A 23,496-nucleotide genomic window follows, 5' to 3' on the forward strand; every position below is an offset into this window, starting at 1 on the left:
TCTTCTAGTGTACAAAGCAAATATTGAGACTGGATGGATTTCGTGTAAAACTTATCTCAATTACTTGGAAACGTAATAATCACACGTGTCCCTTCAAAGCTTTTGCTCTCAAAACGAATGGTACCGCCATGGCTTTCAATAATCTTAATGGTCATCATTAATCCAAGACCCGTGCCTTTTTCTTTCGTTGTGTAAAAAGGTTCACCTAATTTCCCAATCTCGTCTTCTGGTATGCCCTTTCCTTGGTCTTCAAATATCAGCATCATTTGGTCGTTTTTCAATAATGAAGTCACTTGGATCACACCTGTTACTCCATCCATCGCTTCAATTCCATTTTTAAGAATGTTAAGGAACACTTGTTTTAGTTCATTTGGAATGCCTTGAATATGTGGCAGAGAGGGCGCCAGATTCTTTTGAATCGACACTCCTTTTAAGACCGCCTGAGATTCAACGACCATAATGACTTCTTCGAGCAAAAGATTCACATTCACCGGTTCAAATTTAACAGATTTGCTTCTAGAGAGCACAAGGAATTCGTTAATAATAGACTCAAGCCGATTAAACTCTGACATCATCACATCGGCATAATCCTTCTGATACTTTTTACTTTGAATCATTAGCTGTAAAAAGCCTTTTAACGACGTAAGTGGGTTACGTATCTCATGGGCAATACCAGCTGCAAGCTGTCCAACTGCTGACAGCATTTCAGACTTCATCAGCATTTTCTCAGACTGTTTTTGACTTGTAATATCCTCCGAAATCCGCATGACAGTAGACTGCATTTTGTCAGGGTCATCGATTCGGTGTAAAGAGACTCTTTCCCATCGCTCACGCCCTGATAAGTCCTGAAAATACAGCTCACCTGTCCAGCTGCCTTCTCTTAAACACACGTCCCATTGTTTCACTAGATCATCACATTGACACAACGCATAATAGACAGAAAAAATATCTTTTCCGATCAAGTCATATTCATGCTGCTGTACAAACTGACAAAAGCGCTGGTTGACACACTGAATAACGCCTTCTCCCGTTGCAACCACAATATGAATATGGCTGTTATCAAGTGCTGTCACCGCAAGATGAAGAGCCTGCTTCAATTTCGTCATTTCGGTCATTTTGATCCAGGTCATCACTGCTCCCTCGCGATCTTGATCATAGAAAGGCGTCAAATGAACCGTGAATTGTTCTCCTTCGTTCGTTTCAATTTCACGTTCGATCACGCGCCTATCTGAAATGACAGATTGAATATCATGATAGAGCATTTCCTTCGATAACTTCTTGACCATCGACTGAAACGTTTGCTGGTGCCGGGTTTGAGCTGAAGTGAATAAAGAGGCAGCTGTAGGAGTGTGATAGCGAATATTCATTTCCCGGTCCACAAACAACGTGGCAAGTTCTGGCTTCACAGACGGCCGGTACAGTTCTTCTCTTGTCACCTTTAAGTTGTTTATGATATTAATAAAATGCTCGTTTGTTTTCTCGCGCACTTCTATTTGCTTGTTTATTTCTTTTAATTGAGCCCTTGCTTCTTGCTCCTTTTGTTTGACCTCATTGAGCTCGTTTTCTAAATCGACAATTCGCTGTTGATAAACCGAATTCTGCTCTAACATCCCTTTGTCCCTGCCGTTCTTTTGATTTTTTCCTCTCTCACTCTTCCGAATGAGAATGACGTATACTCCTTTAAAACGGCGATCAAAATGTTTCACTGTAAAATCTGCATACTGCTTTCTTCCATTTTCTGAAATGAGGACATGTTGAAAAACAACCTCAGTCTCTTCAGTCCATACCTTTTGAAAGCTTTGACTTAGTATCTCTTTCATATAATCAGGGGTTACATATTCACATAATTCATCTGAGACTTCTGCATGCGCTAAGAAAGAATAGGCACCGTTTGATATCGCGAGGATTTTCTCGCAATCGTCTATGATGAAACATGCATCATACTCCTGCTCTACTTCTTTCATATATTGGACAGCTCGTTCTTTTAACTCCGTATGACCTGCATTGTATTTAGGAACGTTTGAGTGGGTGTAAATGTTCCACTTTTCATTGAACAAATGAAATAAACGAGGGATATTGGGTACCTTTTCATTCGGTCCTAATATCAACATCCCTTGATCCTTTAGTGCATATTGGAATCGAGATAAGACTCGTTTTTGTACTTCTGGCTGGAAGTACATCAGAACATTTCGGCAACTGATAAAATCGAGGTGGATAAAAGGTGAATCGATCAATAAATTGTGAGGAGCAAAAACAATATGTTTTCTAAGCGACTGCTTCACAATAAAAGCGTCACCTTTTTTTTCGAAATATCGTGCCCTCCATTTTTCTGGCATTCGTGCCATAGACTCAAGCGAATAAACACCTTTGCTTGCACTTTGGATGGCTTTCCGGTTGATGTCTGTTGCAAACACTTGAAGTTCAATGGACACTTGTCTTCGTTTCATTTCTTCTAAAAATAACATCGCAAAAGAATAGGCTTCTTCACCTGTAGAACATCCTGCAATCCAAATGCGGCATCGAGATTTCCCATTTTTCAATGTATTATCAATGATCGACGGAATGATGTGATGTTCACATACTCGAAAGGCTTCCATATCTCTAAAAAAGGAAGTCGTGCCGCTTAAAAGTTGTACATGCAGGCGATCAAGCTCATCTGGTTCTCTCTCTAATAAACGATCGTACTCGGACAATAAGGAGATCGATTGGTTCGCACTCCTCATTCTTTTTTGAATGACAGAGAGCAGTCTGCGCTTCTCATAGGTTGAAAATGCAATTCCTTTATGCATTTCAAGACGTTCAATCATTCTGATCAAAACAGGGTCTGCAACATCTGTATGCGGAACGTTGATGATGTTGGCTATATATGACGCAAGTGCAGAAGGGTCTTGAAATGTTTGATGATACATACGATCAAACCCACTATTTGTCTCACTGCACGATATGGCTGTACCGCCTTGCTCAACGATTTGAAGCAAACCACTTCCTACACAATAGCCTTTTTGAAAAAAGATCGCATAGGCCTCTTCCTTTTGCACATTGGCAAGTGACTGAAACAACGAATTTACAGCACACGCCTTGTTTGTAGGATGCTGCTCTGTTATGTGTAGCCGTTTGTCTTCTGTCAATGTCACAGCTGCATGCTGCGGACAAACATAAATCGTATTTTTCATGACTTTCTCACCATGCTTAATCGGCTTTGCCCTGTAGCCAATCGGTAAAACAAGTGCTTCCAAATCAGTTACACAATCGCCTGTCACATGATTTTGCACAACAATAAAAGAGGCATTTAATTCATGCGGAAATGATTGAAAAAAAGCCTCAAGATGATGCTGTTCAAACGGCGAAACACCGATGCCAATCACTGGTGCCTGCACATGTTCGTCTTCTATCAAACGATTAATGATTTTGTCCTGCATCTGGTACCCCCATGTTCATTCGTCTGATACATTTTTTCGACAAAAAGGAAGAAAACCCTCTAATTGTAAATAATGTTTTTGCATGAAAGGAGGAAAACTTCCTCACATTAAAACAGACTGTATAAACAGAAGGAGGATTCTTTATGCAAAACGATCAGCAGACAAACGTTCAAGGACATGCCCAGCAGCCCCAATTCAATCATGGCGGGCATGAGTTATTTGATTTACATGAGGTATTGGCAGGGACCATTAATATTTTGGATCAATACATGATCTTTCGGCAATTTACCCAAGATCCCGCATTATCCGACATGTTAGATCGACAATATCAATTTGTATTGTCCCAGTACAACGTCACGGTAGATTGTTTTTCTACTGGTCAAAAGCCTAGTGAAGAAACATCTACTTATATGATGAAAGAACAGACACAGGTGACATACGGAATAAAACCATCTCAACCTAAGAAGCCAAATCAATCATTACAGGATGTAAAAGATGCGGGAATTACAGGGCATATGCTTGGTCTTATGAAATCTCATGCTGGATTACTCTCAATGACTGCATTAGAGGTCACAAACCCTGTGGTACGACGTGTGCTTGCAGCGCAAATCCCGAACTTTATTGAAATGGCGTATGAAATTTTCTTATATCAAAACAAACATAGCTATTATCAAGTTCCGCAGCTTACAGCTCAAGATATGCAGGCGATGACGTCTACATTTGCCCCTATGCAGGGACAAGTGCAGATGCCGCCAAGCAAAGCCAACCAGCAAAAACCGCTTCATTAAACAAAAAAACGGCTAACCTATTTACAGGTCAGCCGTTTTTTCTTTGATAATTCAGTTTAAATTGCTCTTCAAAATCTGTGAGACGTTGTCCTGTCGCTTGTTCAAACCCTCTATCAAAACGACTAGTTTTCGCCGTTTCCTCCATGATCTCATGTATGACATCTCGTCCATAAAGCTCCACAAGCTCATAGATCATATAGTAGCTTTGTAAATAAACATCTGTCTCATACGTCGTGCGAGATTCTTGCCAGTCTTGATCAGAATAAAGAGATTTAAAAGGAATGACGTCAAACCGTTCAGACGTGGCGTTCAGCACATCATAGGCCGTCCATTCTGCTGTTCCTTCATGGAACCAAAGAGGAAAGACGACTGGAGATACATTGTATGCATGCACCTTTTCATAGAAAACAAAATGGGCATACTCATGAATGAATAACGTGTTGAAAAAGTATAAAGGCAGTGTCTCTTTCTTCAACAATTCTTCCCGTTTATCTGGGTATAATCCAATCATATGATCAACATCAGAATAAAAACCTGTAATATGCTTGATACCGGCAAATTGCTCAATCGTCTCTTTATCATCAAAATAAATGATATCTAACGGTTTATCAGCTTCATACTGAAACACTGACATCGTCCTCTTCTTTGCCTGCTCAAGCGCTTCTATGGTCAGATCGACAAAGGCGCCCTCATCCTCTGCATAGTAGATTCGAATATGTTCATAGACTTGCTTATTGAGTCCTTCCGTTAAGACCGTTTTAGGCGAAGAATGCTGCTCTAGATATTGCTCTGCCAGCTGGAACGCTACATAAATCAAGTACGCAGTGAACGCATAAAAAATCAAACCTGCTGCAATCATTCCGCTTACAAGTTTTTTATGAATTAATGACGGTTTTGCTTTCATTTACTCCCCACCTGAATTCATCCTGCAACCTCTTTCTCTTTCTATGAAAAAACAAAGATCAACAAGAGGTGATATATTTTTTACTTTATGCAGTCAGGTGCGCAAGGTGCGGTTCCAAACAAAAAAGCCGCATATGACATACGGCTTTTGTCGTAGCTATTTTGATTCAGGGAAGACACGTCGAACCGTTTCAGTAAACTCGTCGAAGAATCCTGAAATTGGTTCTCCACTTCTAATACGTTTTCCGTACCCTGCCATACGATCGACAAAGTCTGGATTAGCAGATACATACACATTATCAATTTGTTGATCCGTCGATTTGACTTTGTCAGAAATTTTCTTTTTCAAATCGTCTGTTACATCTCCGCTTTTATTGCCTTCAAGCACGACAGCAACAAATGCATTTTTCCCTGTGACAAGTACGTTCGCTGTTTTCACTTCAGACATGTTGGCAACAAGCTCTGATGCCTTATCTGCCACTTTCACCTTCTGAGGTGTTTGTACATTTGGTTGATCCTGTCTCATGTTGTCGTTCTTATATGTGACATTTTCGTACTGTCGTTTCATTGTTCCTCTTCGTTCATCGCCTTGGTTGTTCATTCCACACCCAGCAGTGATCAATGTTGGAACGAGTAATAAAGATAGCATCCATTTCTTATTCATCAATTGATTCCCTCCTTTTGCTCATAGGTTTTTCATCCAGCAGACTTTTTATGCACACATCCTCTATTTCAGCAATGAATTCATAAATCGGCCTTGATTGGTCATCCTAAACATGATGAAGAAGTATCATCACGATCAAATGGAGGGATTCGTTTGTTTAAAAAGAGAAAAGGTATGAGTACTGGTGCAATGATCGCAGTATCAACAGCCATCATTGCATTATTTTCACCACTATTACGGAGAAGACTTAGCAGCATGACTCAAATGAATTTGTCCTCAATGATGAAAGGCAAAGATCAACACCATCATGAGCCATCTCGCCATGAGTCCCATTCGCATTCACGTAAAGACTCAAAAGGCACGGCTGAAGTCGGACAAATGATCAAGCAGGCATTCACCGCTGTCCAGCCAAATGAAACAAATCAGCATCAAATATCATCAAAAACATACCAAACTCATCAGCCGCCGAGAGAGTCTTACGCCCAGTCTCTTCACATTGATGAAAGTGTCATGAATGTAATGGATGATGAATCTATTCAGCAAGTGCTCAATGACATCGAGCACAAATAACTAAAACAGGAGCCTTTTTTCAGAAAGGCTCCTGTTCATTCTCCTGAAAAATGCTCTTTCACCATGATGCAGAAGGAAGGTAAGAAGGTGATTTCAATCGTGATAACAAACCGTTCCACACCATCTAATAGTATCAACAGCTCTTTTTCATGCTGCCGATCCTTTTTTATTTCTACATGTCGCACAGTTTTAAAGGCATATACTCCTAAAACGGATGCGTCCTTTTTTCGAACAGCCTTCAAAGAAAATTCTTGTACTCCAAGAGACATCGTCACCACAAATCGCTCTTCCTCATTCTCAAACCGAAACGTTAGATCTTGATATTCAATGGGCATATCTCGTTCAAATCCTTCATCAGGCCACGTCTCAAAAAAAGAAAGCCAGTCCGTTCGATCTGGAAATTGTTTTCTCCTCATTTTAAACCCCTCATAAGTGAAATTTTTATTAATTATCTTGTTTCCTCTTTTCTTTTGCAACAAATTTTAGTAATTTTAAAAAGGTGATTTTATTTTGCTAAGAGACCTCTTTATTAATTTAACAATTCTTGTCACTTTCCATTATTTATTGATGCTTGTGTTTAAAGAGAATTTTTTAAAAAAGGAAGACACCCTGCTCAGACAAATTTTTAAAGGAATGATTTCTGGGTTACTCGGTGTCCTCTTAATGTTTTTCTCTATTAAAGCAGGACCAGCCATCATCGATTTAAGACATATCCCCCTTATTTTAACGGCATTTTATGGAGGCATTGCACAAACGTTCATTGCAGCCTGTGTGATCATTATTGGCCGATTATTAATCGAAGCCAATGTCGCTTCTTTCATTAATATTTTTTCCATGATATTTATCGCCACAGCTTCTTTTTTAATTGCTGAGCGTCATATCAATCACGTCGTAAAAATGCTGTTATCTATTACCATGAGCAACGTCATAGCGACGATTTTATTTATCATCATCGTCAATGAAAGGTCATTTGAACTACATGCTGCCTATTGGATGTTCTCGTATATTGCCGGTTTATTTAACTTTTATGTCATTGAGCATCAAACAAAAGCGTATCAGATGTTAAATTTGTATAAATTCCAAGCTCATTATGACTTTTTAACTGGTGTTTTAAATAAACGGAAATTCGATGAGATATTAAGTGATGCTTTTTCTCTGAACTTAAAGCAACCTATCCATCAAATGTCCTTGATTTATCTAGACATCGATTATTTCAAAACCATCAATGATCAGTATGGACATCATGAGGGAGATATCGTTTTAAAAGAAATCGGAACAAGGCTAATTAAGAACACAAGAAGCTCTGATTATATTGGGCGAATCGGCGGTGAAGAATTTGCTGTGCTTTTACCGAATTGTTCCGTTGAAAAAACATGGCAAATTGCGGAACGTTTACGAAAAAAAATGGCGGATCAGCCAATTTATTTACAAAACGGAACATCGATTCACATTACGGTGTCAATTGGATGTGCTTATGATGCAGGAACAAGTGAAAACATCAAACAATTACCGATTATTGCAGACCAGGAGCTCTATAAAGCGAAGCAGTCAGGCAGAAACCAAGTGAGCTTTTCTGGACGAAAAAGAGAACACTTAACATAGGCTTTTTCCTCAATTTGTTAGCGCTAATTATTTTTAAAAAAGTTTTCGTATAACAGTTGTTTTTTCCCGCAAACACTGGTAAAGTAAAGGTAATTATTTTTGTTCGTATCATCTTTAAGAAGAAAGTTTTGAAAGAGTTTTCGTCTTTGAAGTTTGTGTAAGAGCAAGAATAGTGAATTTAAGCGTTAAGATCGCTTTAGGAGGAAATTTCATGTTAGAAGGTAAAGTAAAATGGTTCAACTCTGAAAAAGGTTTCGGATTCATCGAAGTAGAAGGTCAAGACGATGTATTCGTTCACTTCTCTGCTATCCAAGGCGAAGGCTTCAAAACTTTAGAAGAAGGTCAATCAGTTTCTTTCGAAATCGTTGAAGGTAACCGTGGACCACAAGCTGCTAACGTTAACAAAGCGTAATTTAAGAGCATCTGCTCTTTTAGCACTTTATAGAGTGAAGGAAAACCGCTCGGCTTTTATGCCAGCGGTTTTTTTGTGCAATAAAAAAAGAGAACCTGACGAGAGGTTCTCTTTTTATTTGTCCTTCTGCTTTAGTTTCTGTAAAGCAGAACGATACATATCATCATTCATTTTCGTCTCTGGTTCTTCTTCTTTGACAGGTGGTCCTGGCTGCTTAAACTTTTGAAGCGCCTGTCTATAGAAATCATCACCTGACGGAGCATCATCTGTCTGAGAAGGCTCTGACGCTTTTTCTTCCACTTCAGGCTCTACAGGTCTCGCCGCAACTTCTGGCTCGCTATGCGGCACGTCAGGATGATTCGAAACATCTTCTTTGATCTCTTCCTTCTCGGCCGAAGCGTGTCTGACATTGAACGCTACTAATCCGATAATGACTAGAACAGCAGCTACTAACGCTACAATAATCGTCGCCAAAAGAACCCTCTCCTTATCGCTTAAATGACGCAGTGACTGATGCTACACGTCTTCCTAATGCTTTCCCTAGCTCAATGCCTTCTGTAGAAATCACTTCATCAGAATCAATCGGGCACGTCACACCTGCTCCATAATAAGAGCCGTATAACGCATTTTCTGGAACATTTCCAGGAAGGCCGACCACAAGCATCCCTTGATGGAACATTGGCGTAATCAAATTATGCATCGTCATTTCTAATCCGCCGTGTGTTGTTGCAGTGGTACAGAAAACGGCACCGACTTTATCGATAAGTTTTCCTTCTGCCCATAAATACCCAAGACGGTCAATCCATGTCTTTAATCCAGAACTAATGGTACCAAAGTGACCAGGGCAGCCCCAAATGATTGCATCCATTTGATCAAGCTTGCGGATATCCGCATCTTTCACATGATCAATGAACACTTCAGCTTGCTCTGTTTCACCTGCGCCAGCTGCAATCGCTTCTGCAAGTGCTTTTGTATGGTCACCTTCACTATCGTATACGACATAAATTTTCATGTACGGTCCCTCCACACTTATCTTGCATCTTGGTTTGCTTCCTTAGGTGCTGGAAGCAATGTCATTTCTTGTTTCTTATCCTGCTTTTCTTTTCGCTTTTTATCCTTACGTACATCTCGCAGGAACAAGCTGAGAATCACACCAGCTGCACAGAATAATGTCACCCACATGTAAGCATCATTGATGCCCATCACATTGGAATCGACTTGTGCTTTCGTAAAGAGCTGGGTCGACACATATTTTTGAGCAGCTTCTGCTGTCATGCCCATATGGTGCATCACATTAGAGACAGCCGCTTGGAATGAATTCATAAAGAACGGATCAGCTGTATTCGTTTGATCTGCCATATTGGAATAATGGAATGTCGTGCGATTTGTATAAATCGTTGTGATCAAACTCGTACCGATCGAACCACTGATTTGTCTCAGTGTGTTTGACATCGCTGTACCATGACTGTTTAAATGTTGCGGTAATTGGTTCATCCCAGCAGTCATGACTGGCATCATCAAGAGTGACATACCAAAGGCACGTACTGCATACATGAGCACAATGTGACTATAAGATGTATCAATCGTAAGCTGTGTAAACTCGTATGTGGTGACAACCGTAATCAGCATCCCCACAATGGCAAGTGGACGAGGTCCAAATTTATCAAACAAGATCCCTGAAATTGGGGACATAATGAGCATCGCAAGTGCCCCTGGAAGCATTAATAACCCCGATTGCAGTGCAGTAAACCCAACGAGGTTCTGCAAGTAGATCGGTAGTAAGAACATCCCAGTGTATAAGGCAACGGTAATAATAATGTTAATAACACTTGATAATGAGAAAATGCTGTATTTAAACACGCGGAAATCAAGCATCGGATTATCCGCTTTTAGCTGTTGGAAAATAAAGAGAATGATCGCAATCGCACCAATGATAATCGTAGATAAAACGATTGGATCTGTCCAACCATCACTTCCCGCTTCACTCACTCCGTATAGAAGCGAAGCAAAACCAACGATCGACAGAATCGCACCAAGAGTGTCCAGCTTGATTTTTTTAGGCTCTACAATATTTTTAAACATAAAGAAAGCCGCGATAATGACAATCGCACCGATTGGTACAAGTCCATAAAACATAATACGCCATGAATAGTGTTCAATAATATAACCAGATAACGTTGGTCCGACAGCTGGCGCAAACATCATCGCAAGACCAAAAATCCCCATTCCTTTCCCTCTGTTTTCTGGAGGGAAAATAAAAAGGATTGTTGTCATGACGAGCGGCTGTAAGATACCGCCACCGACTGCCTGAATCAAACGACCAATCAGCATCGTAGAAAAGTTTGGCGCAATACCGCAAATAAAAGTCCCTAGTGTAAATGAAATCATCGCCACGAGGAATAAGCTGCGCTGGCCAAAACGTGTGATTAAAAACGCAGATAACGGAATGAGCACACCGTTGACAAGCATGTAACCTGTTGTAAGCCACTGAATTGTCGTCGCACTCACATTAAATTCAGTCATTAAATGGGGCATGGCTACGTTCAAAAGCGTTTGGTTTAAAATCGCTACGAACAAACCGGCCATTAAAATGATCAGTAAAGACAAGGAGCCTGCTCCCTGTTTTGTCGCTGCAGGTTGATTTGCCATCTCAGACAACCTCCTTTCATTTTTTGATATCAGTCATCATTAAGATGAAATTTTGACAGAAGCATTCATACCTGGAAGTACTTTGTCAGATGGATTTTTAATTGAAATTTTCACTGCTACTTTTTGTGTCACTTTCGTGTAGTTACCACTTGAGTTTGTTGCTGGCAGCATATTGAATGTTGAGTTTGTTGCATAACCAATTTGTTCAACTGTTCCTTCAAAAGTTGTATCAGGATCGCCGTCTACAACGATGTCCACTTTGTCGCCTTTTTCAATGTTCTTAATGTCTGTTTCTTTAATATTCGCTGTAATGTAAAGCTTGCTTAGGTCAATCGTTTCACCAAGAACTGTCCCAGGCTGCACTTGTTGGTTGTTTTGTACTTCTTTTTTGACTAATGTGCCATCAGCCACTGCTTTAATGTTTGTTTTTGCTTCTCCTTCAACTTTTGCAACTGTGCTGTCTTTTTGCACTTCGTCACCTTCATTGATATCCCAGCCTTTGATTTGTCCAGCTGCTGGCGCTGTAATTTGGTACATGTCACCTGTCACTTTTGCTTCATCTGTTTTTACGAAGTTTGTGCTTTCGTAGTAGTAATAAGCACCTCCGGCAATAATGGCAAGAATCACAATAAGGCCAATAATATTTGTTAGCAATAAACGCCCTCTGTTCATGTTTTGTTTCTCCTTTCATGTATAAAAATATAGTGTCATCTGCTTTAGCAAACTTAGAATGCCCATCATCTGACAGATTATGAAACAAGCTCATAGAGCTGTCTGTTTCCCCTTTTTCTACTCCGCTGAAAATGGTGTGCAGCCCATTTATACTTATTGTTCACTTATGAGCAAAAAGCAGAAAAAGAAGAAAAGACGATCGGCATCTTTTTTTGAAAAACTTATATTTAACAAGATTAAATATTAATAAATGAAAATTGAAATGTCAAAGAGAAAGTTTTACTTTTTTTCTGGTGATCCCTTCCTTCTCCACACAAAAAACCTTTCAGCCCTTATGCTGAAAGGTTTTTTTGAATGTTCTCTTTAAGAAAGAACTTCTTCCTGCTGAAAAAATTTTTTTAATGCGAGAAAAACGTCTGATTTTTGCTTCAAAATATAATGTTTAAATTTCTCATCCTGAATATGTTTATATGCTGACATTAACGTAGAATGCCGATTATATTGATTCACTTCACCATAACAAAATAAATTGGCTTTTTTCATAATTTCAGAAACGAGCTTCACGCACCGTGCATTATCAGAGGTCAAATTGTCACCATCAGAAAAATGGAAAGGATAAATATTATATCGTGACGGGGGATATCGTTCGTCTATGAGCTCTAGTGCCTTTCGATAGACAGAAGAACAAATGGTTCCCCCGCTCTCTCCCCGAGAAAAGAAGTGCTCCTCGTCTACGACCTTCGCCTCTGTATGGTGAGCAATGAATTCGATCTCGACTGTCTCATACTTTGTCCGCAAGAAACGTGTCATCCAAAAGAAAAAGCTTCTCGCCATATATTTTTCCCAAAGCCCCATACTTCCGCTCGTATCCATCATCGCTAGGACAACCGCTTTCGATTCTGGTTTGGTGACTTCATTCCACGTCTTATACTTAATATCCTCTGGATAAATAGGATAAAAGGAAGGGCTTCCTGTCATAGCATTTCGTTTAAATGCTGACAGCATTGTTCGTTTTTTATGGATATTACCGGTTAACCCCGTTTTGCGAATATCATTAAACTCAATTTCCTCGACAACGATATCATCAAGTTCCTTTTGTTTAAGATTTGGTAGCTCCAGCTCACGAAATAGCGCTTCCTCTAAATCCATTAATGAGACTTCTGCTTCGTAATAATCATCACCGGCTTGATCTCCAGCACCTTGACCTTTTCCCTGCCCTTGCTTACTGTCAGATCCATCCCGAGCGACCACATCGCCAACCTGGCTGTCTCCATCCCCCTGACCTACATGCTTATTCTTATCATAGTTGTACCGAATTTTATATTCATCTAAAGAACGGATCGGAATTTTGACCACATCTTTGCCATTAGACATAATAATGCTTTCCTCTGTGACAAGATCCGGCAAATTGTTTTTAATCGCCTCTTTGACTTTTTTCTGATGACGCTGCTGGTCATCAAAGCCTTTTCGATGGAGGGACCAGTCTTCCTGAGACACAATAAACTGACTTTTTTCTTGCCGGGACATCCATCCCCCTCCTCACCTTTTTGGACAATTCTTGTACCCATCGATTCCATTATCGTATGCTGGTCGTCGTCGAAATGACGACGATTTTTAAAAAAGACATTACCGGTGCTGGTTTGCGCCAATAATGCCTCCTTCATTTATTAACGATTCAGAAGACTGCCTACATATTTTAAGAGTTCATTTGCACTTGTAGAATTATAGCCATGCTCATCAATCAATCGCGCCACTACTTCATTGACTTTTTTCAACTGCTGCTCATCCGGCGTTTTCGTCGATGTCGTAATTTTCACGACATCTTTCAAATCGGCAAAGAGCTTCTTCTGAATAGCTTCACGTAATCTCTCGTGAGAATTATAATCAAAGCGTTTGCCCTTTCTCGCATAAGCCGAAATCCGAATGAGGATTTCTTCTCTGAATGCCTTTTTGGCATTTTCAGAAATGCCGATCTGTTCCTCAATTGAACGCATGAGCTTTTCATCAGGATTCATTTCTTCACCTGTTAACGGATCACGCAGTTTGTTTTTATTGCAGTACGCCTCAACATTATCTAAGTAATTATCCATGAGAGTTTTCGCAGACTCCTCATAGGAATACACAAATGCCTTTTGAACTTCCTTCTTCGCCATATCGTCATACTCTTTTCGTGCGACAGAAATAAAATTCAAATAACGTTCCCGATCTTCACTTGAGATCGATGGATGCTGATCGAGTCCTTCTTTTAAGGAACGGAGGACATCCAGTGCATTGATGGATTCCATGTTCTTTCGAATAATGGTGGATGAAATGCGGTTAATGACATATCTCGGGTCAATTCCGCTCATTCCTTCGTCATGAAATTCCTTTTTCATCTCATCAATATCAACAGATTGGAAACCTTCGACACTTTCCCCATCATACAGTCGCATTTTTTTCACCAAATCGATATCAGACCGCTTCGGCTCTTTCAGCCTTGTCAAAATAGAGAACATCGCAGCTACCTTTAGCGTATGCGGTGCAATATGAACATCTGAGACATCACTTTCTGAAATCATCTTATGATAAATACGTTCTTCCTCTGTCACCTTTAAATTATAAGGGATCGGCATCACAATAATTCTTGAGTGTAAAGCCTCGTTCTTTTTATTCGAAATAAATGACCGGTACTCCGTTTCATTCGTATGTGCAACAATCAATTCATCCGCACTAATCAACGCAAAACGCCCCGCCTTAAAATTTCCCTCCTGCGTTAATGAAAGAAGATGCCATAGAAATTTCTCATCACACTTCAACATCTCCTGAAATTCCATCATTCCACGGTTCGCTTTATTGAGCTCTCCATCAAACCGATACGCACGCGGGTCTGACTCTGAACCAAATTCAGCAATCGTTGAAAAATCAATACTTCCTGTTAAGTCGGCAATGTCCTGAGATTTCGGATCAGACGGGCTGAAGGTACCAATGCCGGTCCGTTTGTCCTCTGAGAAAAAAATTCGTTCCACTCTCACATCCTCAATGCGGCCACCGTATTCCTCTTCGAGCCTCATCAAGTTCAAAGGTGATAAATTCCCCTGCACACGTATGCCGTATTCTCTATAGAAATCCTCCCGCAGATTTTGCGGAATGAGATGAAGCGGATCTTCATGCATTGGGCAGCCTTTAATCGCATAGACTGCGCCATGATCTGTTAGTGAATACTCTTCCAGCCCTCTTTTCAGCCTTGTGACAAGCGTCGATTTCCCGCCGCTGACTGGCCCCATTAACAATAAAATACGCTTTCTGACATCTAAACGTTTAGCCGCAGGGTGAAAATACTCTTCCACTAGCCTTTCCAATGATTCCTCTAAACCAAAAAGCTCCTGATCAAAAAATTTGTAGGTTCTGACCCCATTCTCCTCTTCAATCCCGCTGTCCTTAATCATATGATAAACGCGAGAATGAGCAGATTGAGCGACAAGTGGATTTTCTTTAATAATATCTAAATATTCGCTGAAGGTGCCTTCCCATTTCAGTCGCTGCTCTTCTTCTCTGTGCTGTTCAATTTTCTTTAAAATATCCATATGAACCTCCTCTTTCAAGATTGAAGCTAGAAATCAGATACTGTTTTACAATCTATGCGGAGGCGTCCTATTACATGCTTTCGTTCTTCAAAATGACGAATTGGCAAACTGAATTGACAACCATCCGCAAGACCCTTCATAATAAAGGAAAAACAGGAGAAAAATGATCTTCATCTCCTGCTTTTCAAGGCGAACTTCACAACATATGAAACCGGCAGCGAAGGAACAAAGGGATAAGGGGGAGCTTATATGAGAACGGTCATTATGATGGGCGTCATCATTACGTTTTTAGTATCCATTTTCACAGCTGGCTACGAAGGCAAGCCTGGTAAATGAAAAAAAGGATGTTCCATCAGCGGAACATCCTTTTTCATTTCGTTCATATTTTCAGTACTTACATATTCACTGAAAGCGAGATCGGATCTCGGCTTTTATCATGTTCTTATATCAAATCTCGGTATTGCTGCTGGCGAAGCGCCTCATACACAAGAATCGCTGCCGTATTCGATAGATTCAGTGAACGAACATGCTCTGTCATTGGTAAACGTAGACAGCGATCCATATTCCGTTCAATCAAATCTTTTGGCAATCCACTCGTCTCTCTGCCAAATACAAAGAAGTAGTCTTCATCTAGCTGCGAGTAATCGAACGTTGTATGCGGCTTTTGCCCAAACTTTGTGATATAGAAAAATTGCCCCTTCGGATGAGCCTCAAACAATTCATCTAATGAATCATGATAGACGACATTGGCATATTTCCAATAATCGAGTCCTGCACGCTTCAGCATTTTATCATCTGTCGAAAAACCAAGCGGACGAATCAGATGAAGTGTTGTATTTGTTGCTGCACATGTTCGCGCAATATTTCCAGTATTAGCTGGAATTTCTGGTTGATATAAAACGACATGAAGTCCCAAAAAAGTTCACCTCTAATTTTCTTTTCCGCTCAACATTATACCATTAACTATCCTTTGGAGCATCGTCCAAAATGTGAAAAAACGTATAACGAATATTAGGTGTATAAGCCGTTGAATCTTCATACGACCAGTAACGCATACGGCTGTCATACGTTTGTGCATTCACAAGAGGCATTCCGCCTTTATCATGATCAACGACAATGGTTGTATGATTATACCTACCGTCACCTTCAAAATCGTAGCAAATCACATCACCTATTTGAAGCTCTTGCGGCTCGTTGAGTTTCTTTGCTCTCAACCCCGCTTTGGAATTGGCTAAATAATTTTTCATCGAATGTGCCACCGTCCAGCTGTAGCTCCATGTATGTGGACGAACCCACCAGCCAGATCCACGGTTCGGATATCCTCTCGTTGGCGCATTCCCTGCTTTTAGACATTGTGAAATAAAATTCGTACAGTTATCTTCAAAATTTTTATATGCTGGATTCCGTTTATTCCAATACGTCTCAGCATATTGAACAGCTGCACGCCGGTCATAGTGAAAAGCTCTTCCAAATTGGTCATCTTTTTGGAAGCGCTCATCCACCTGATCTTCCTTTTGTCGTTCTTCTAACATCATCCGATCTTTCACAAGCATGTCGTTATAAAGAAACGCTTCTCTTTTCTCAACCTGTTCCTCTAAATAAAAAGAATCGTCTATATCCTTACAGACATAAGTGAGGTGAGCGAGATATTGTACTTGCTGAGCTCCATCATCTTGAATAGCTGAATCGAGAAGTTTTGCTTTTGCTTTCGCCTTGACAATCTCAACTTGTCTTCTTGCAAACAGCTCTTTCTTTCGCTCCACAGCGTCCACATCAGACATCAGCTGCGGCTGTTTGATCGTACTGCCATTTAATAAATATGCCAGTCTGTCTTCTAACGTTTGTTCTAATAATTGTTTCACACAGACACCACCAAACTTTTTTTAACATCTCTGTTTGGTTCATTCTATGTTCAATGGGAGGTTATTTAGTATTTAAAGGTGTTTGTAACAATTCAATCCCTTTGATGATCTCTTGTTTTGCTTCTTCATCACTTTCCCGCTCAAGGGCTTTTTCCAGTTCTGAAAGTTGCTGACCATCGCCAATTTTACCGATTGCCCAAGCAGCCGTGCCTCGAATGACCGGTCTTGGATCTTTATGCATCAGGTCAACCAAATCTGGCAAAGCAGATGTATCTTTAAAGTGAGCAAGTGCCAAAATGGCATTCCGCTGAATAGGTTTTTTCCCTCGCCATGATCCAGAAACATGACCATACTTCTCTTTAAATTCACGATTGCTGATTGTCAGCAGTGGCTTTAAGAGCGGCTTTGCAATTTCAGGATCTGGCTCCATTTCAGGATGTAGATGAAAGTCTTTCCCTTTATTAATTGGGCAGACCGTTTGGCACGTATCACATCCATACAACCGATTCCCTATTTTCGAGCGAAATTCGTCAGGTAAAAACCCTTTTGTCTGTGTTAAAAACGAAATACACCTTTGAGAATTGAGCTGGCCTGGATTCACAAGAGCACCCGTTGGGCATGAATCCACACATTTATTACAAGTTCCGCACTGGTCTTCTATTTTCTCATCCGGTTCAAATGGAACATTTGTAATCATCTCAGCCAAATAGACATAAGATCCGAACTCTGGTGTGATAATCATACAGTTCTTTGCACTAAAGCCAATGCCAGCACGTTCGGCTACAGCACGGTCAGACAATTCACCTGTGTCCACCATTGATTTTGTCCGTATATCTTCGTGTTTACTGCGCAAAAATTCTTCAAGCATGTCGAGCTTTTTTTTCAGCACAACATGATAATCAGTTCCCCATGAAGCCCTGCAAAAAATCCCTCTTCTTGCATCCTTTGTACTTCGGGGAGCATCTTTCATTTTGGAAGGGTATGCGAGCGCAATGGCGACAATTGATTTTGCTTTTGGAAGCAGCAAAGCAGGATTTGTTCGTTTTTCGATATCAGGTTCTTCAAAACCGGACAAATACCCTAACGATTCATGTAAGATGAGGCGGTCCTTTAATGAATCAAATGTATCAGCACTTGCAAATCGAATTTTATCGACACCAATTTCGTTCGCATATTGAATTAACTCTTCTTTTAATTGTCCAACATGAATCACCTTGCAAACCTCCTTTCTTTGTTTCTTCAGTTGTTTTCAGTATAATACGAGTGTATCATGACCGATTGGAGTGAGTCACTGTGAAGATACAAATGGAAATCTCCCAACCTCAAAGCCCGTCTATCCATGTTGGACAGATTGAATATTCACATATTGAGATAGGAAAATCCCCTCAAATGTTAAAAGGCCGACTGCGTCTGTTTCAAGAATCTTTGTTTTTTGAATATGAAGATCAAACTTTGGAAGAAGTACCAGCGATCAAAGAATGGACGAATCTTCTAGAAGATATCCCCTTTCTTCCGCTACTTGCTGATATTCAAAAAGAACAATTTATTGACTCGACCAATTCCGTACAGGATTTGTCGATATTTTTTTCATTAAAATATTTCTTGCCTATCCTTACATTAGATGCCGATCAATTGAAAGGGCCTCTTTCATTATCCAAAAATGAAACTGGTCATATTGAATGGCAGGATGGCGCAGAGCTTAAAGGGTTATTTTCTCAAGCAAGTAAAGCTCAAATTTCTCAAGACACAAAAAGCATTCTTCAAATCATTCTCTTCCCACCATCTATTTCCCGGGAAAAGAGTGAAGCGCTTATACAATCCTTGACGAAGATGTTTATACAAATACATGGTGGAGAAAGCAAATATGAACTCATTGAAAAAGCACTGTAGGTCACAGTGCTTTTCACATTATACTGACATAATAAAAAACGCAACACTTCGTTTATCTATGAAACGAAATACTGCGTTATAAACAAAATTATGTATTGGAGCGGGTGATGAGAATCGAACTCACGACATCAGCTTGGAAGGCTGAGGTTTTACCACTAAACTACACCCGCATCAATCTTTTAAAGACAACGTCATTGCGTTGACTTTTATTATGTTACAACTTTCTTAACAATTCGTCAAGAGAATATGAAGATTTTTCGTCAAAAAATTTCATATTCTCCATATATATTACGATAGTTATTTGTCTAGCTGCAAATACACCAAATAAGCCTGCTTTACATCTTTTAATTCCTCTTTCAGATTCTTTTCAGAACCTGTTAAACCAGAAAACTCATGGTTCATTCCAGTTGTGATGGTAGTAGAAATTAATTTTTTCTCTCCAGGAGACATGTGAAAAAGATCTGAAGCTGATATCGTTGTGTTTCCTCCCACGTCCTGTTTGAAATCCATGCTAGTCGAGAGTTTCGTTAGTTCGCTTTGCTCTTTATCTTTCCATAAGCTATACGTTACTTTTAACAGATCATCTTTTTCATCTTCTAGCTGATAGATAAAATTCACACTGTTATCGACGCCATTTTGATGAAGGTCAATGGTGATTTTTTTTGTATCTTCTTTTAATAATTGTCCATCTTTGTAATGCATACCGATCAAGGATACACTTTTATTACTGCCTTTTAGTCCTTTCACTGTCATCGCTTCAAACGGCTTATCTGATAATGCTTCCAAAAGACTTTTTTCATTTTTTGTTAGTTTCATAGGTTCGACAGTTACTTCATCGTGAGTTGCTGTTTCCTTATTTTTCTCTGTTGCAGGTTTTTCTGAGACCGTTTTCTCTGTCGTTGTTGTTTCTGCAGCCTTCTCGCCGCATCCTGCTAATAGAAAAACAGTCAATAAAAGAATGCTCCATTTCTTAATCATTGATATCCCCTTTTATACATTTATTTTTTATTATACTAAAATTTGGTTTAATATACAAAAAAAGATTAGGAGAATTCTCCTAATCTTTCGCTTTTTTCTGTTTCATGGCTGATAGGAATGCCACAATGAAAAAACTGACAGCAAAAATGACAACCATATAAATAAAAAAGTTTGGTTTGATTTGGAACGTAAATGCAGACGAACCTTCCATCTCAAAAGCAAGACTGTTAAATAATAATTCATTATTTGTTTTTGATTGAAATAAGTGATAGAACAGAACACCAATGGTCAGCATCGGAAAACCTAAGAAACCTAGGAAACTACCAACAATTGCACCTTGTTTCATTGCCTGAACGTTCATGATCGTTGTCCTCCCATTCCACCAAGCAATAACTGCTTCATAATAGACTTACCATCCCCCATAAACGGAAGAAGGTAGAGCAATTGAATAAAATACGTGATTGAAAAAATGAAAAACCCTGTCGAAATTGGATTTTCTTTTAGAAATAAAACAGTCACAATGATTCCGACTGCGCCAATGAGCCCCGGCAAAAGCGGACCAAGCAGTGTAATCCACACCTGTTTTTTCTGAAACGGGTCTAAAACAGGCCTCACAAATTTCACAGACATCATATCGCTCGCAAAAAAGCCTTGAGGACCATCCCGGCCGGCGAACTTCCGATGTGCATACCCATGTGCCGCCTCATGCAAGGCAGTTCCAGTAATTAATCCGAAATAAATAATCGTAAAATAAATCGCAATGGCCGCAATCGATGAATCAGGAATAAATAAAAAGGCGATTCCCGCCATGATCATAAAGAGCACCCAGAAAAAGATGATTTTGCGCGTCACCATCAGCAGAGCCGTACCCAATATGTGAAGAAATGAATGACCCGTGCAGTCAAACCGCTCTTTCATCTTTACTTGATACTGCTTAAAAAATTGACAGAAGGCTGTGACAGTCCGATATGGCGATTGATAATGAATCGACAGCAAGTGATGCTGATTCAGCCCCATCATCAATTGATAAAAATCGCGGGCAATCACAGACTCATCGACCTGAAACAAATCGGCGAGTTCTGCCGTAATACTCGCCTCTGTCCTTTGACCATCCACTTTCGTTAACATATGATATGCACTTTCGTTAATTGGAAGTGAGCTTCCGTACTGCGTATCAGTCAAATGCCTTTTTTGTAAAGTCACATATGGCGCAAGTGCCGGCACCCGCTCAATCTTTAGCTTATTGTTAAGAAGTTGAATCATGTGAATACCTCCATGAAAAACCTTTATATATGGCAAAGATGAGCAGACATTCAAATCCTGCCACAAGCAGCCACTGAAGCATTTGACTCGATTCCCCTATCACATAGTTTCCAATAAATACAATCGGAATCATGATTAAAATAAGCGCTCCAAACGAGAAAATACCTGTGTATGGATTATTTCGATCAAGGGGCAATAAAATACCTACCACATAAAAGAGAGCCGTTGCATTACACAAGACAGCAGCGCCAATCAACACGATCCAGATCTGATCCGGGAGCGTCAGTGTTGTGATCATAAATAAAACAATTTGGATCACACCAACGAGCAAAAGCCCGAGGAACTTATAAAGAGCCACTTCCCACGGCCTTAGACCAAACGTTTTATACATCCCAAGCATACGTTTGTCATTGCCAAATGAATTAAAAGCTGTTAACCCAGCTAGCGCACATAAGACAAAAAAAGCTTCTCCTTCAAAGCGGAAGGCAAACTGATAACGGACAAATAAAATGACAATAAGGAGGATGAGAAAGTTTAAAATATTTTCTTCATTTCTCACTTGTGACTTTATTTCCTTTACAATGAGTGACCACTTTTTCGAAGATGAAAATGGCAGCTTGTGCAGAAAGGTTAACGCTTTTTTCTCAGCCATAATTGGCATTAAAGCAAGAGAAATAAATGCGCCTCCCGCAGATAATAAGATGAAGAGGATCAAAATCGCATAATTCACCCCGTCAGGAGACATCCCTTGTGCCGCTAAGAAAAACGGCGCTGTAAAATACATCAAATGATAATCAAACTGTACATATGATTGCTGTATTTGATTGATGTCGAAATGTGTCATTCCATACGCTACAACTAGCGCTAATAAAACAAATATCGCTGCAAATTTTTGCAACGGTAATTTTAATTTTAGTACGAGTAAATAAGTCACGTTGTAAATGAGCTGAAGCAGTGTTAAGACAAAGAGCGATTGCAACAGCACCATCAAAAAGAACGTAAGAATAAAGAAAATACCGATCCCTTGTGCAATAAAATTAGGTAAAAGCAAGATCCCGATGAAAAATAAAACAAGCCCTGTCACGACTGTCACCATCGGAATGAAGTAACCAAGACTTTTTTGAAAGGTAGACAGCGGAAACCAGCTGAGCTGCATAGAAAAACGATCTTGTTCAGGTGTTCTGACTTTGATCAGCACAAATAACAAGCTTGTAAAAATGGATGCATTGATTGCCATCGACACAACCAACAACCCAAGTGAACGGTCATCTCCATTTAAGAAAGCCTTCATAAAGACACCCGTAAAACTGTATCCGATGATGGCTCCCATTGTGACTGCAAACAAAAAGAATAAGACCACAATGATTCGCTTCGTTTGAGTATCAAAGAGCTTATACATCTCCTGCTGCCACATTTTAAGCATCATTTTAGAAATGATTAATGATTTCATCAAAATGTGCACCCCTATCACTTAACATTGAAGCTTTCAGAAACACCTGTTCCAATGTGCTTGATTGATACTTTTCTTTTAAGGCCGAAACCGTCCCTTCATCCATTTTATTTCCTTTAGAAATAATGGCGATCTTGTGGCACAGCTCTTCCGCTGAAAGCATATCATGCGTTGAAAGCAAGATTGCACCATGGTGCTCGGCATAACGTTTCATTAGTTTCTTTGTGTTTATAACCGCTTCAATATCAAGTCCTCTAAAGGGCTCATCCATGATCACTAATTGACTCTCAAGCATAAAGGCAGCAATCAGCTGTGTCTTTTTTTTCATTCCATGGGAATAGGTTTCAATCGGTCTTGATAAAGCTGATTCCATATCAAACAATTCAATTAGTTGATTTCTTCTTTGAATTGTTTTACATTCATACATAGAAGAAACAAAATCTAAATATTCAGCACCAGTCAATGCTTCAGGGAGCAGCAGATCATCTGGAACATAGGCGACTTGTTTTTTAAAGGATGGATCATCATTTGTGACATCCTTGATATGAATGGTTCCTTCTGTATGCTTAATGATGCCGAGTACACAGTTAATCATCGTTGTTTTACCGGATCCATTTGGTCCAGCCACAGCAACGATTTGATGAGGGGCAATTTTCAAATGAAAATCATTGACAGCAGTCACGTTATTTTTATACGTCTTGGTTAAATTCTCGATCGTAAACATATAACCTCCAAGTGTCTGCATATTCTTTAAAAACAGATCAGGCTAAACCGCCCGCCACAGACGGTTTAGCCCTGGTGTCTTATCTAA

23 protein-coding genes and 1 tRNA gene are annotated in these 23,496 nt (G+C 39.8%); 5 read left to right on the forward strand and 19 right to left on the reverse strand.

Annotated elements, in window-relative coordinates; all coding sequences use genetic code 11:
* Window positions 1-56 precede the first annotated feature (56 nt).
* Window positions 57-3,419: a CheR family methyltransferase gene (locus KFQ09_RS05025; RefSeq protein WP_255836069.1), complete on the reverse strand. Its 3,363-nt coding sequence runs from the start codon at window positions 3,417-3,419 to the stop codon at window positions 57-59.
* A gap of 143 nt (window positions 3,420-3,562) precedes the next feature.
* Here KFQ09_RS05025 and KFQ09_RS05030 point away from each other — a divergent pair, with 143 nt between their 5' ends.
* Window positions 3,563-4,207, forward strand: a complete 645-nt coding sequence (locus KFQ09_RS05030; RefSeq protein WP_035392588.1) for a spore coat protein — start codon at window positions 3,563-3,565, stop codon at window positions 4,205-4,207.
* A gap of 28 nt (window positions 4,208-4,235) precedes the next feature.
* Here KFQ09_RS05030 and KFQ09_RS05035 read toward each other — a convergent pair whose 3' ends face one another.
* Together KFQ09_RS05035 and KFQ09_RS05040 are read right to left on the reverse strand one after the other, a co-directional pair.
* Entirely contained in the window at window positions 4,236-5,111 is an 876-nt protein-coding gene (locus tag KFQ09_RS05035) for a hypothetical protein (protein ID WP_035392590.1), read from the reverse strand.
* A 156-nt stretch (window positions 5,112-5,267) separates the two neighbouring features.
* The gene (locus KFQ09_RS05040; protein WP_008349054.1) at window positions 5,268-5,774 is read right to left on the reverse strand and encodes a YhcN/YlaJ family sporulation lipoprotein; all 507 of its coding nucleotides are present in this window, start codon (window positions 5,772-5,774) and stop codon (window positions 5,268-5,270) included.
* Between the two features lie 153 nt (window positions 5,775-5,927).
* On the opposite strand from KFQ09_RS05040, the gene KFQ09_RS05045 reads away from it, so the two are divergent.
* On the forward strand, window positions 5,928-6,344 hold the full coding sequence (locus tag KFQ09_RS05045) for a spore coat protein (RefSeq protein ID WP_255836070.1): 417 nt from the start codon (window positions 5,928-5,930) through the stop codon (window positions 6,342-6,344).
* Window positions 6,345-6,379: 35 nt separating this feature from the next.
* Here the strand turns inward: KFQ09_RS05045 and KFQ09_RS05050 are convergent, their stop codons facing one another.
* The gene (locus tag KFQ09_RS05050) at window positions 6,380-6,760 is read right to left on the reverse strand and encodes a hypothetical protein (protein ID WP_008349057.1); all 381 of its coding nucleotides are present in this window, start codon (window positions 6,758-6,760) and stop codon (window positions 6,380-6,382) included.
* 94 nt (window positions 6,761-6,854) lie between these two features.
* Here KFQ09_RS05050 and KFQ09_RS05055 point away from each other — a divergent pair, with 94 nt between their 5' ends.
* Entirely contained in the window at window positions 6,855-7,946 is a 1,092-nt protein-coding gene (locus KFQ09_RS05055) for a GGDEF domain-containing protein (RefSeq protein WP_255836071.1), read from the forward strand.
* 211 nt (window positions 7,947-8,157) lie between these two features.
* Entirely contained in the window at window positions 8,158-8,358 is a 201-nt protein-coding gene (gene cspB / locus KFQ09_RS05060; RefSeq protein WP_008349061.1) for a cold shock-like protein CspB, read from the forward strand.
* A gap of 114 nt (window positions 8,359-8,472) precedes the next feature.
* Here cspB and KFQ09_RS05065 read toward each other — a convergent pair whose 3' ends face one another.
* From KFQ09_RS05065 to queG, 9 genes are all read right to left on the reverse strand, one after another.
* Window positions 8,473-8,832 carry a hypothetical protein gene (locus KFQ09_RS05065; protein WP_255836072.1) on the reverse strand — a complete coding sequence of 120 codons (360 nt, stop codon included), beginning with the start codon at window positions 8,830-8,832 and terminating at the stop codon, window positions 8,473-8,475.
* 13 nt (window positions 8,833-8,845) lie between these two features.
* Complete coding sequence (locus KFQ09_RS05070; protein ID WP_017366904.1) at window positions 8,846-9,370, reverse strand: flavodoxin family protein; 525 nt, start codon at window positions 9,368-9,370, stop codon at window positions 8,846-8,848.
* A gap of 17 nt (window positions 9,371-9,387) precedes the next feature.
* Window positions 9,388-11,007: a DHA2 family efflux MFS transporter permease subunit gene (locus tag KFQ09_RS05075; protein ID WP_024719937.1), complete on the reverse strand. Its 1,620-nt coding sequence runs from the start codon at window positions 11,005-11,007 to the stop codon at window positions 9,388-9,390.
* Window positions 11,008-11,046: 39 nt separating this feature from the next.
* Window positions 11,047-11,679, reverse strand: coding sequence for a biotin/lipoyl-containing protein (locus tag KFQ09_RS05080; protein ID WP_007497037.1), 633 nt, complete (start codon window positions 11,677-11,679; stop codon window positions 11,047-11,049).
* Window positions 11,680-12,042: 363 nt separating this feature from the next.
* Window positions 12,043-13,206 carry a sporulation protein YhbH gene (yhbH, locus tag KFQ09_RS05085; protein WP_007497035.1) on the reverse strand — a complete coding sequence of 388 codons (1,164 nt, stop codon included), beginning with the start codon at window positions 13,204-13,206 and terminating at the stop codon, window positions 12,043-12,045.
* Between the two features lie 140 nt (window positions 13,207-13,346).
* On the reverse strand, window positions 13,347-15,242 hold the full coding sequence (locus tag KFQ09_RS05090) for a PrkA family serine protein kinase (protein WP_017360374.1): 1,896 nt from the start codon (window positions 15,240-15,242) through the stop codon (window positions 13,347-13,349).
* A 442-nt stretch (window positions 15,243-15,684) separates the two neighbouring features.
* Window positions 15,685-16,158: a tRNA (uridine(34)/cytosine(34)/5-carboxymethylaminomethyluridine(34)-2'-O)-methyltransferase TrmL gene (trmL, locus tag KFQ09_RS05095; protein WP_003211950.1), complete on the reverse strand. Its 474-nt coding sequence runs from the start codon at window positions 16,156-16,158 to the stop codon at window positions 15,685-15,687.
* A gap of 43 nt (window positions 16,159-16,201) precedes the next feature.
* On the reverse strand, window positions 16,202-17,104 hold the full coding sequence (locus KFQ09_RS05100; RefSeq protein WP_035392596.1) for an amidase domain-containing protein: 903 nt from the start codon (window positions 17,102-17,104) through the stop codon (window positions 16,202-16,204).
* Between the two features lie 61 nt (window positions 17,105-17,165).
* On the reverse strand, window positions 17,166-18,314 hold the full coding sequence (queG, locus tag KFQ09_RS05105) for a tRNA epoxyqueuosine(34) reductase QueG (RefSeq protein WP_026050065.1): 1,149 nt from the start codon (window positions 18,312-18,314) through the stop codon (window positions 17,166-17,168).
* Window positions 18,315-18,397: 83 nt separating this feature from the next.
* Between queG and KFQ09_RS05110 the strand changes: the two genes are divergently transcribed.
* Window positions 18,398-18,994, forward strand: coding sequence for a hypothetical protein (locus tag KFQ09_RS05110; protein WP_080987785.1), 597 nt, complete (start codon window positions 18,398-18,400; stop codon window positions 18,992-18,994).
* Window positions 18,995-19,090: 96 nt separating this feature from the next.
* Here KFQ09_RS05110 and KFQ09_RS05115 read toward each other — a convergent pair.
* The 6 genes from KFQ09_RS05115 to KFQ09_RS05140 all read right to left on the reverse strand — a co-directional run bounded on the left by KFQ09_RS05115 (window position 19,091) and on the right by KFQ09_RS05140 (window position 23,409).
* Window positions 19,091-19,164, reverse strand: a tRNA-Gly gene (locus KFQ09_RS05115).
* A gap of 127 nt (window positions 19,165-19,291) precedes the next feature.
* Complete coding sequence (locus KFQ09_RS05120; RefSeq protein WP_035392598.1) at window positions 19,292-19,972, reverse strand: hypothetical protein; 681 nt, start codon at window positions 19,970-19,972, stop codon at window positions 19,292-19,294.
* Window positions 19,973-20,051: 79 nt separating this feature from the next.
* Window positions 20,052-20,333: a hypothetical protein gene (locus KFQ09_RS05125; protein WP_035392600.1), complete on the reverse strand. Its 282-nt coding sequence runs from the start codon at window positions 20,331-20,333 to the stop codon at window positions 20,052-20,054.
* Window positions 20,330-21,235: a PqqD family protein gene (locus KFQ09_RS05130; protein WP_035392602.1), complete on the reverse strand. Its 906-nt coding sequence runs from the start codon at window positions 21,233-21,235 to the stop codon at window positions 20,330-20,332. The genes KFQ09_RS05125 and KFQ09_RS05130 overlap by 4 nt, the downstream gene beginning before the upstream one ends.
* Window positions 21,219-22,685 carry a hypothetical protein gene (locus KFQ09_RS05135; RefSeq protein ID WP_050827085.1) on the reverse strand — a complete coding sequence of 489 codons (1,467 nt, stop codon included), beginning with the start codon at window positions 22,683-22,685 and terminating at the stop codon, window positions 21,219-21,221. Before KFQ09_RS05135 ends, KFQ09_RS05130 begins: the two co-directional genes overlap by 17 nt.
* Window positions 22,663-23,409, reverse strand: coding sequence for an ABC transporter ATP-binding protein (locus KFQ09_RS05140; protein WP_008349096.1), 747 nt, complete (start codon window positions 23,407-23,409; stop codon window positions 22,663-22,665). Before KFQ09_RS05140 ends, KFQ09_RS05135 begins: the two co-directional genes overlap by 23 nt.
* Window positions 23,410-23,496 lie beyond the last annotated feature (87 nt).

Origin of the sequence: Bacillus sp. FS02 (assembly GCF_024398395.1) — a bacterium.
GTDB classification, from domain to species: Bacteria; Bacillota; Bacilli; order Bacillales; family Bacillaceae; genus Bacillus; species Bacillus altitudinis.

Bases quoted from the DNA above. Each gene is read 5' to 3' on its own strand.
- KFQ09_RS05030 (WP_035392588.1), top strand. From the start codon at position 3,563: ATGCAAAACGATCAGCAGACAAACGTTCAAGGACATGCCCAGCAGCCC.
- KFQ09_RS05120 (WP_035392598.1), bottom strand. From the start codon at position 19,972: ATGATTAAGAAATGGAGCATTCTTTTATTGACTGTTTTTCTATTAGCA.
- KFQ09_RS05135 (WP_050827085.1), bottom strand. From the start codon at position 22,685: ATGAAATCATTAATCATTTCTAAAATGATGCTTAAAATGTGGCAGCAG.
- KFQ09_RS05080 (WP_007497037.1), bottom strand. From the start codon at position 11,679: ATGAACAGAGGGCGTTTATTGCTAACAAATATTATTGGCCTTATTGTG.
- KFQ09_RS05140 (WP_008349096.1), bottom strand. From the start codon at position 23,409: ATGTTTACGATCGAGAATTTAACCAAGACGTATAAAAATAACGTGACT.
- KFQ09_RS05025 (WP_255836069.1), bottom strand. From the start codon at position 3,419: ATGCAGGACAAAATCATTAATCGTTTGATAGAAGACGAACATGTGCAG.
- KFQ09_RS05130 (WP_035392602.1), bottom strand. From the start codon at position 21,235: ATGATTCAACTTCTTAACAATAAGCTAAAGATTGAGCGGGTGCCGGCA.
- KFQ09_RS05070 (WP_017366904.1), bottom strand. From the start codon at position 9,370: ATGAAAATTTATGTCGTATACGATAGTGAAGGTGACCATACAAAAGCA.
- KFQ09_RS05075 (WP_024719937.1), bottom strand. From the start codon at position 11,007: ATGGCAAATCAACCTGCAGCGACAAAACAGGGAGCAGGCTCCTTGTCT.
- KFQ09_RS05050 (WP_008349057.1), bottom strand. From the start codon at position 6,760: ATGAGGAGAAAACAATTTCCAGATCGAACGGACTGGCTTTCTTTTTTT.
- KFQ09_RS05090 (WP_017360374.1), bottom strand. From the start codon at position 15,242: ATGGATATTTTAAAGAAAATTGAACAGCACAGAGAAGAAGAGCAGCGA.
- KFQ09_RS05125 (WP_035392600.1), bottom strand. From the start codon at position 20,333: ATGAACGTTCAGGCAATGAAACAAGGTGCAATTGTTGGTAGTTTCCTA.
- yhbH (WP_007497035.1), bottom strand. From the start codon at position 13,206: ATGTCCCGGCAAGAAAAAAGTCAGTTTATTGTGTCTCAGGAAGACTGG.
- KFQ09_RS05040 (WP_008349054.1), bottom strand. From the start codon at position 5,774: ATGAATAAGAAATGGATGCTATCTTTATTACTCGTTCCAACATTGATC.
- cspB (WP_008349061.1), top strand. From the start codon at position 8,158: ATGTTAGAAGGTAAAGTAAAATGGTTCAACTCTGAAAAAGGTTTCGGA.
- KFQ09_RS05035 (WP_035392590.1), bottom strand. From the start codon at position 5,111: ATGAAAGCAAAACCGTCATTAATTCATAAAAAACTTGTAAGCGGAATG.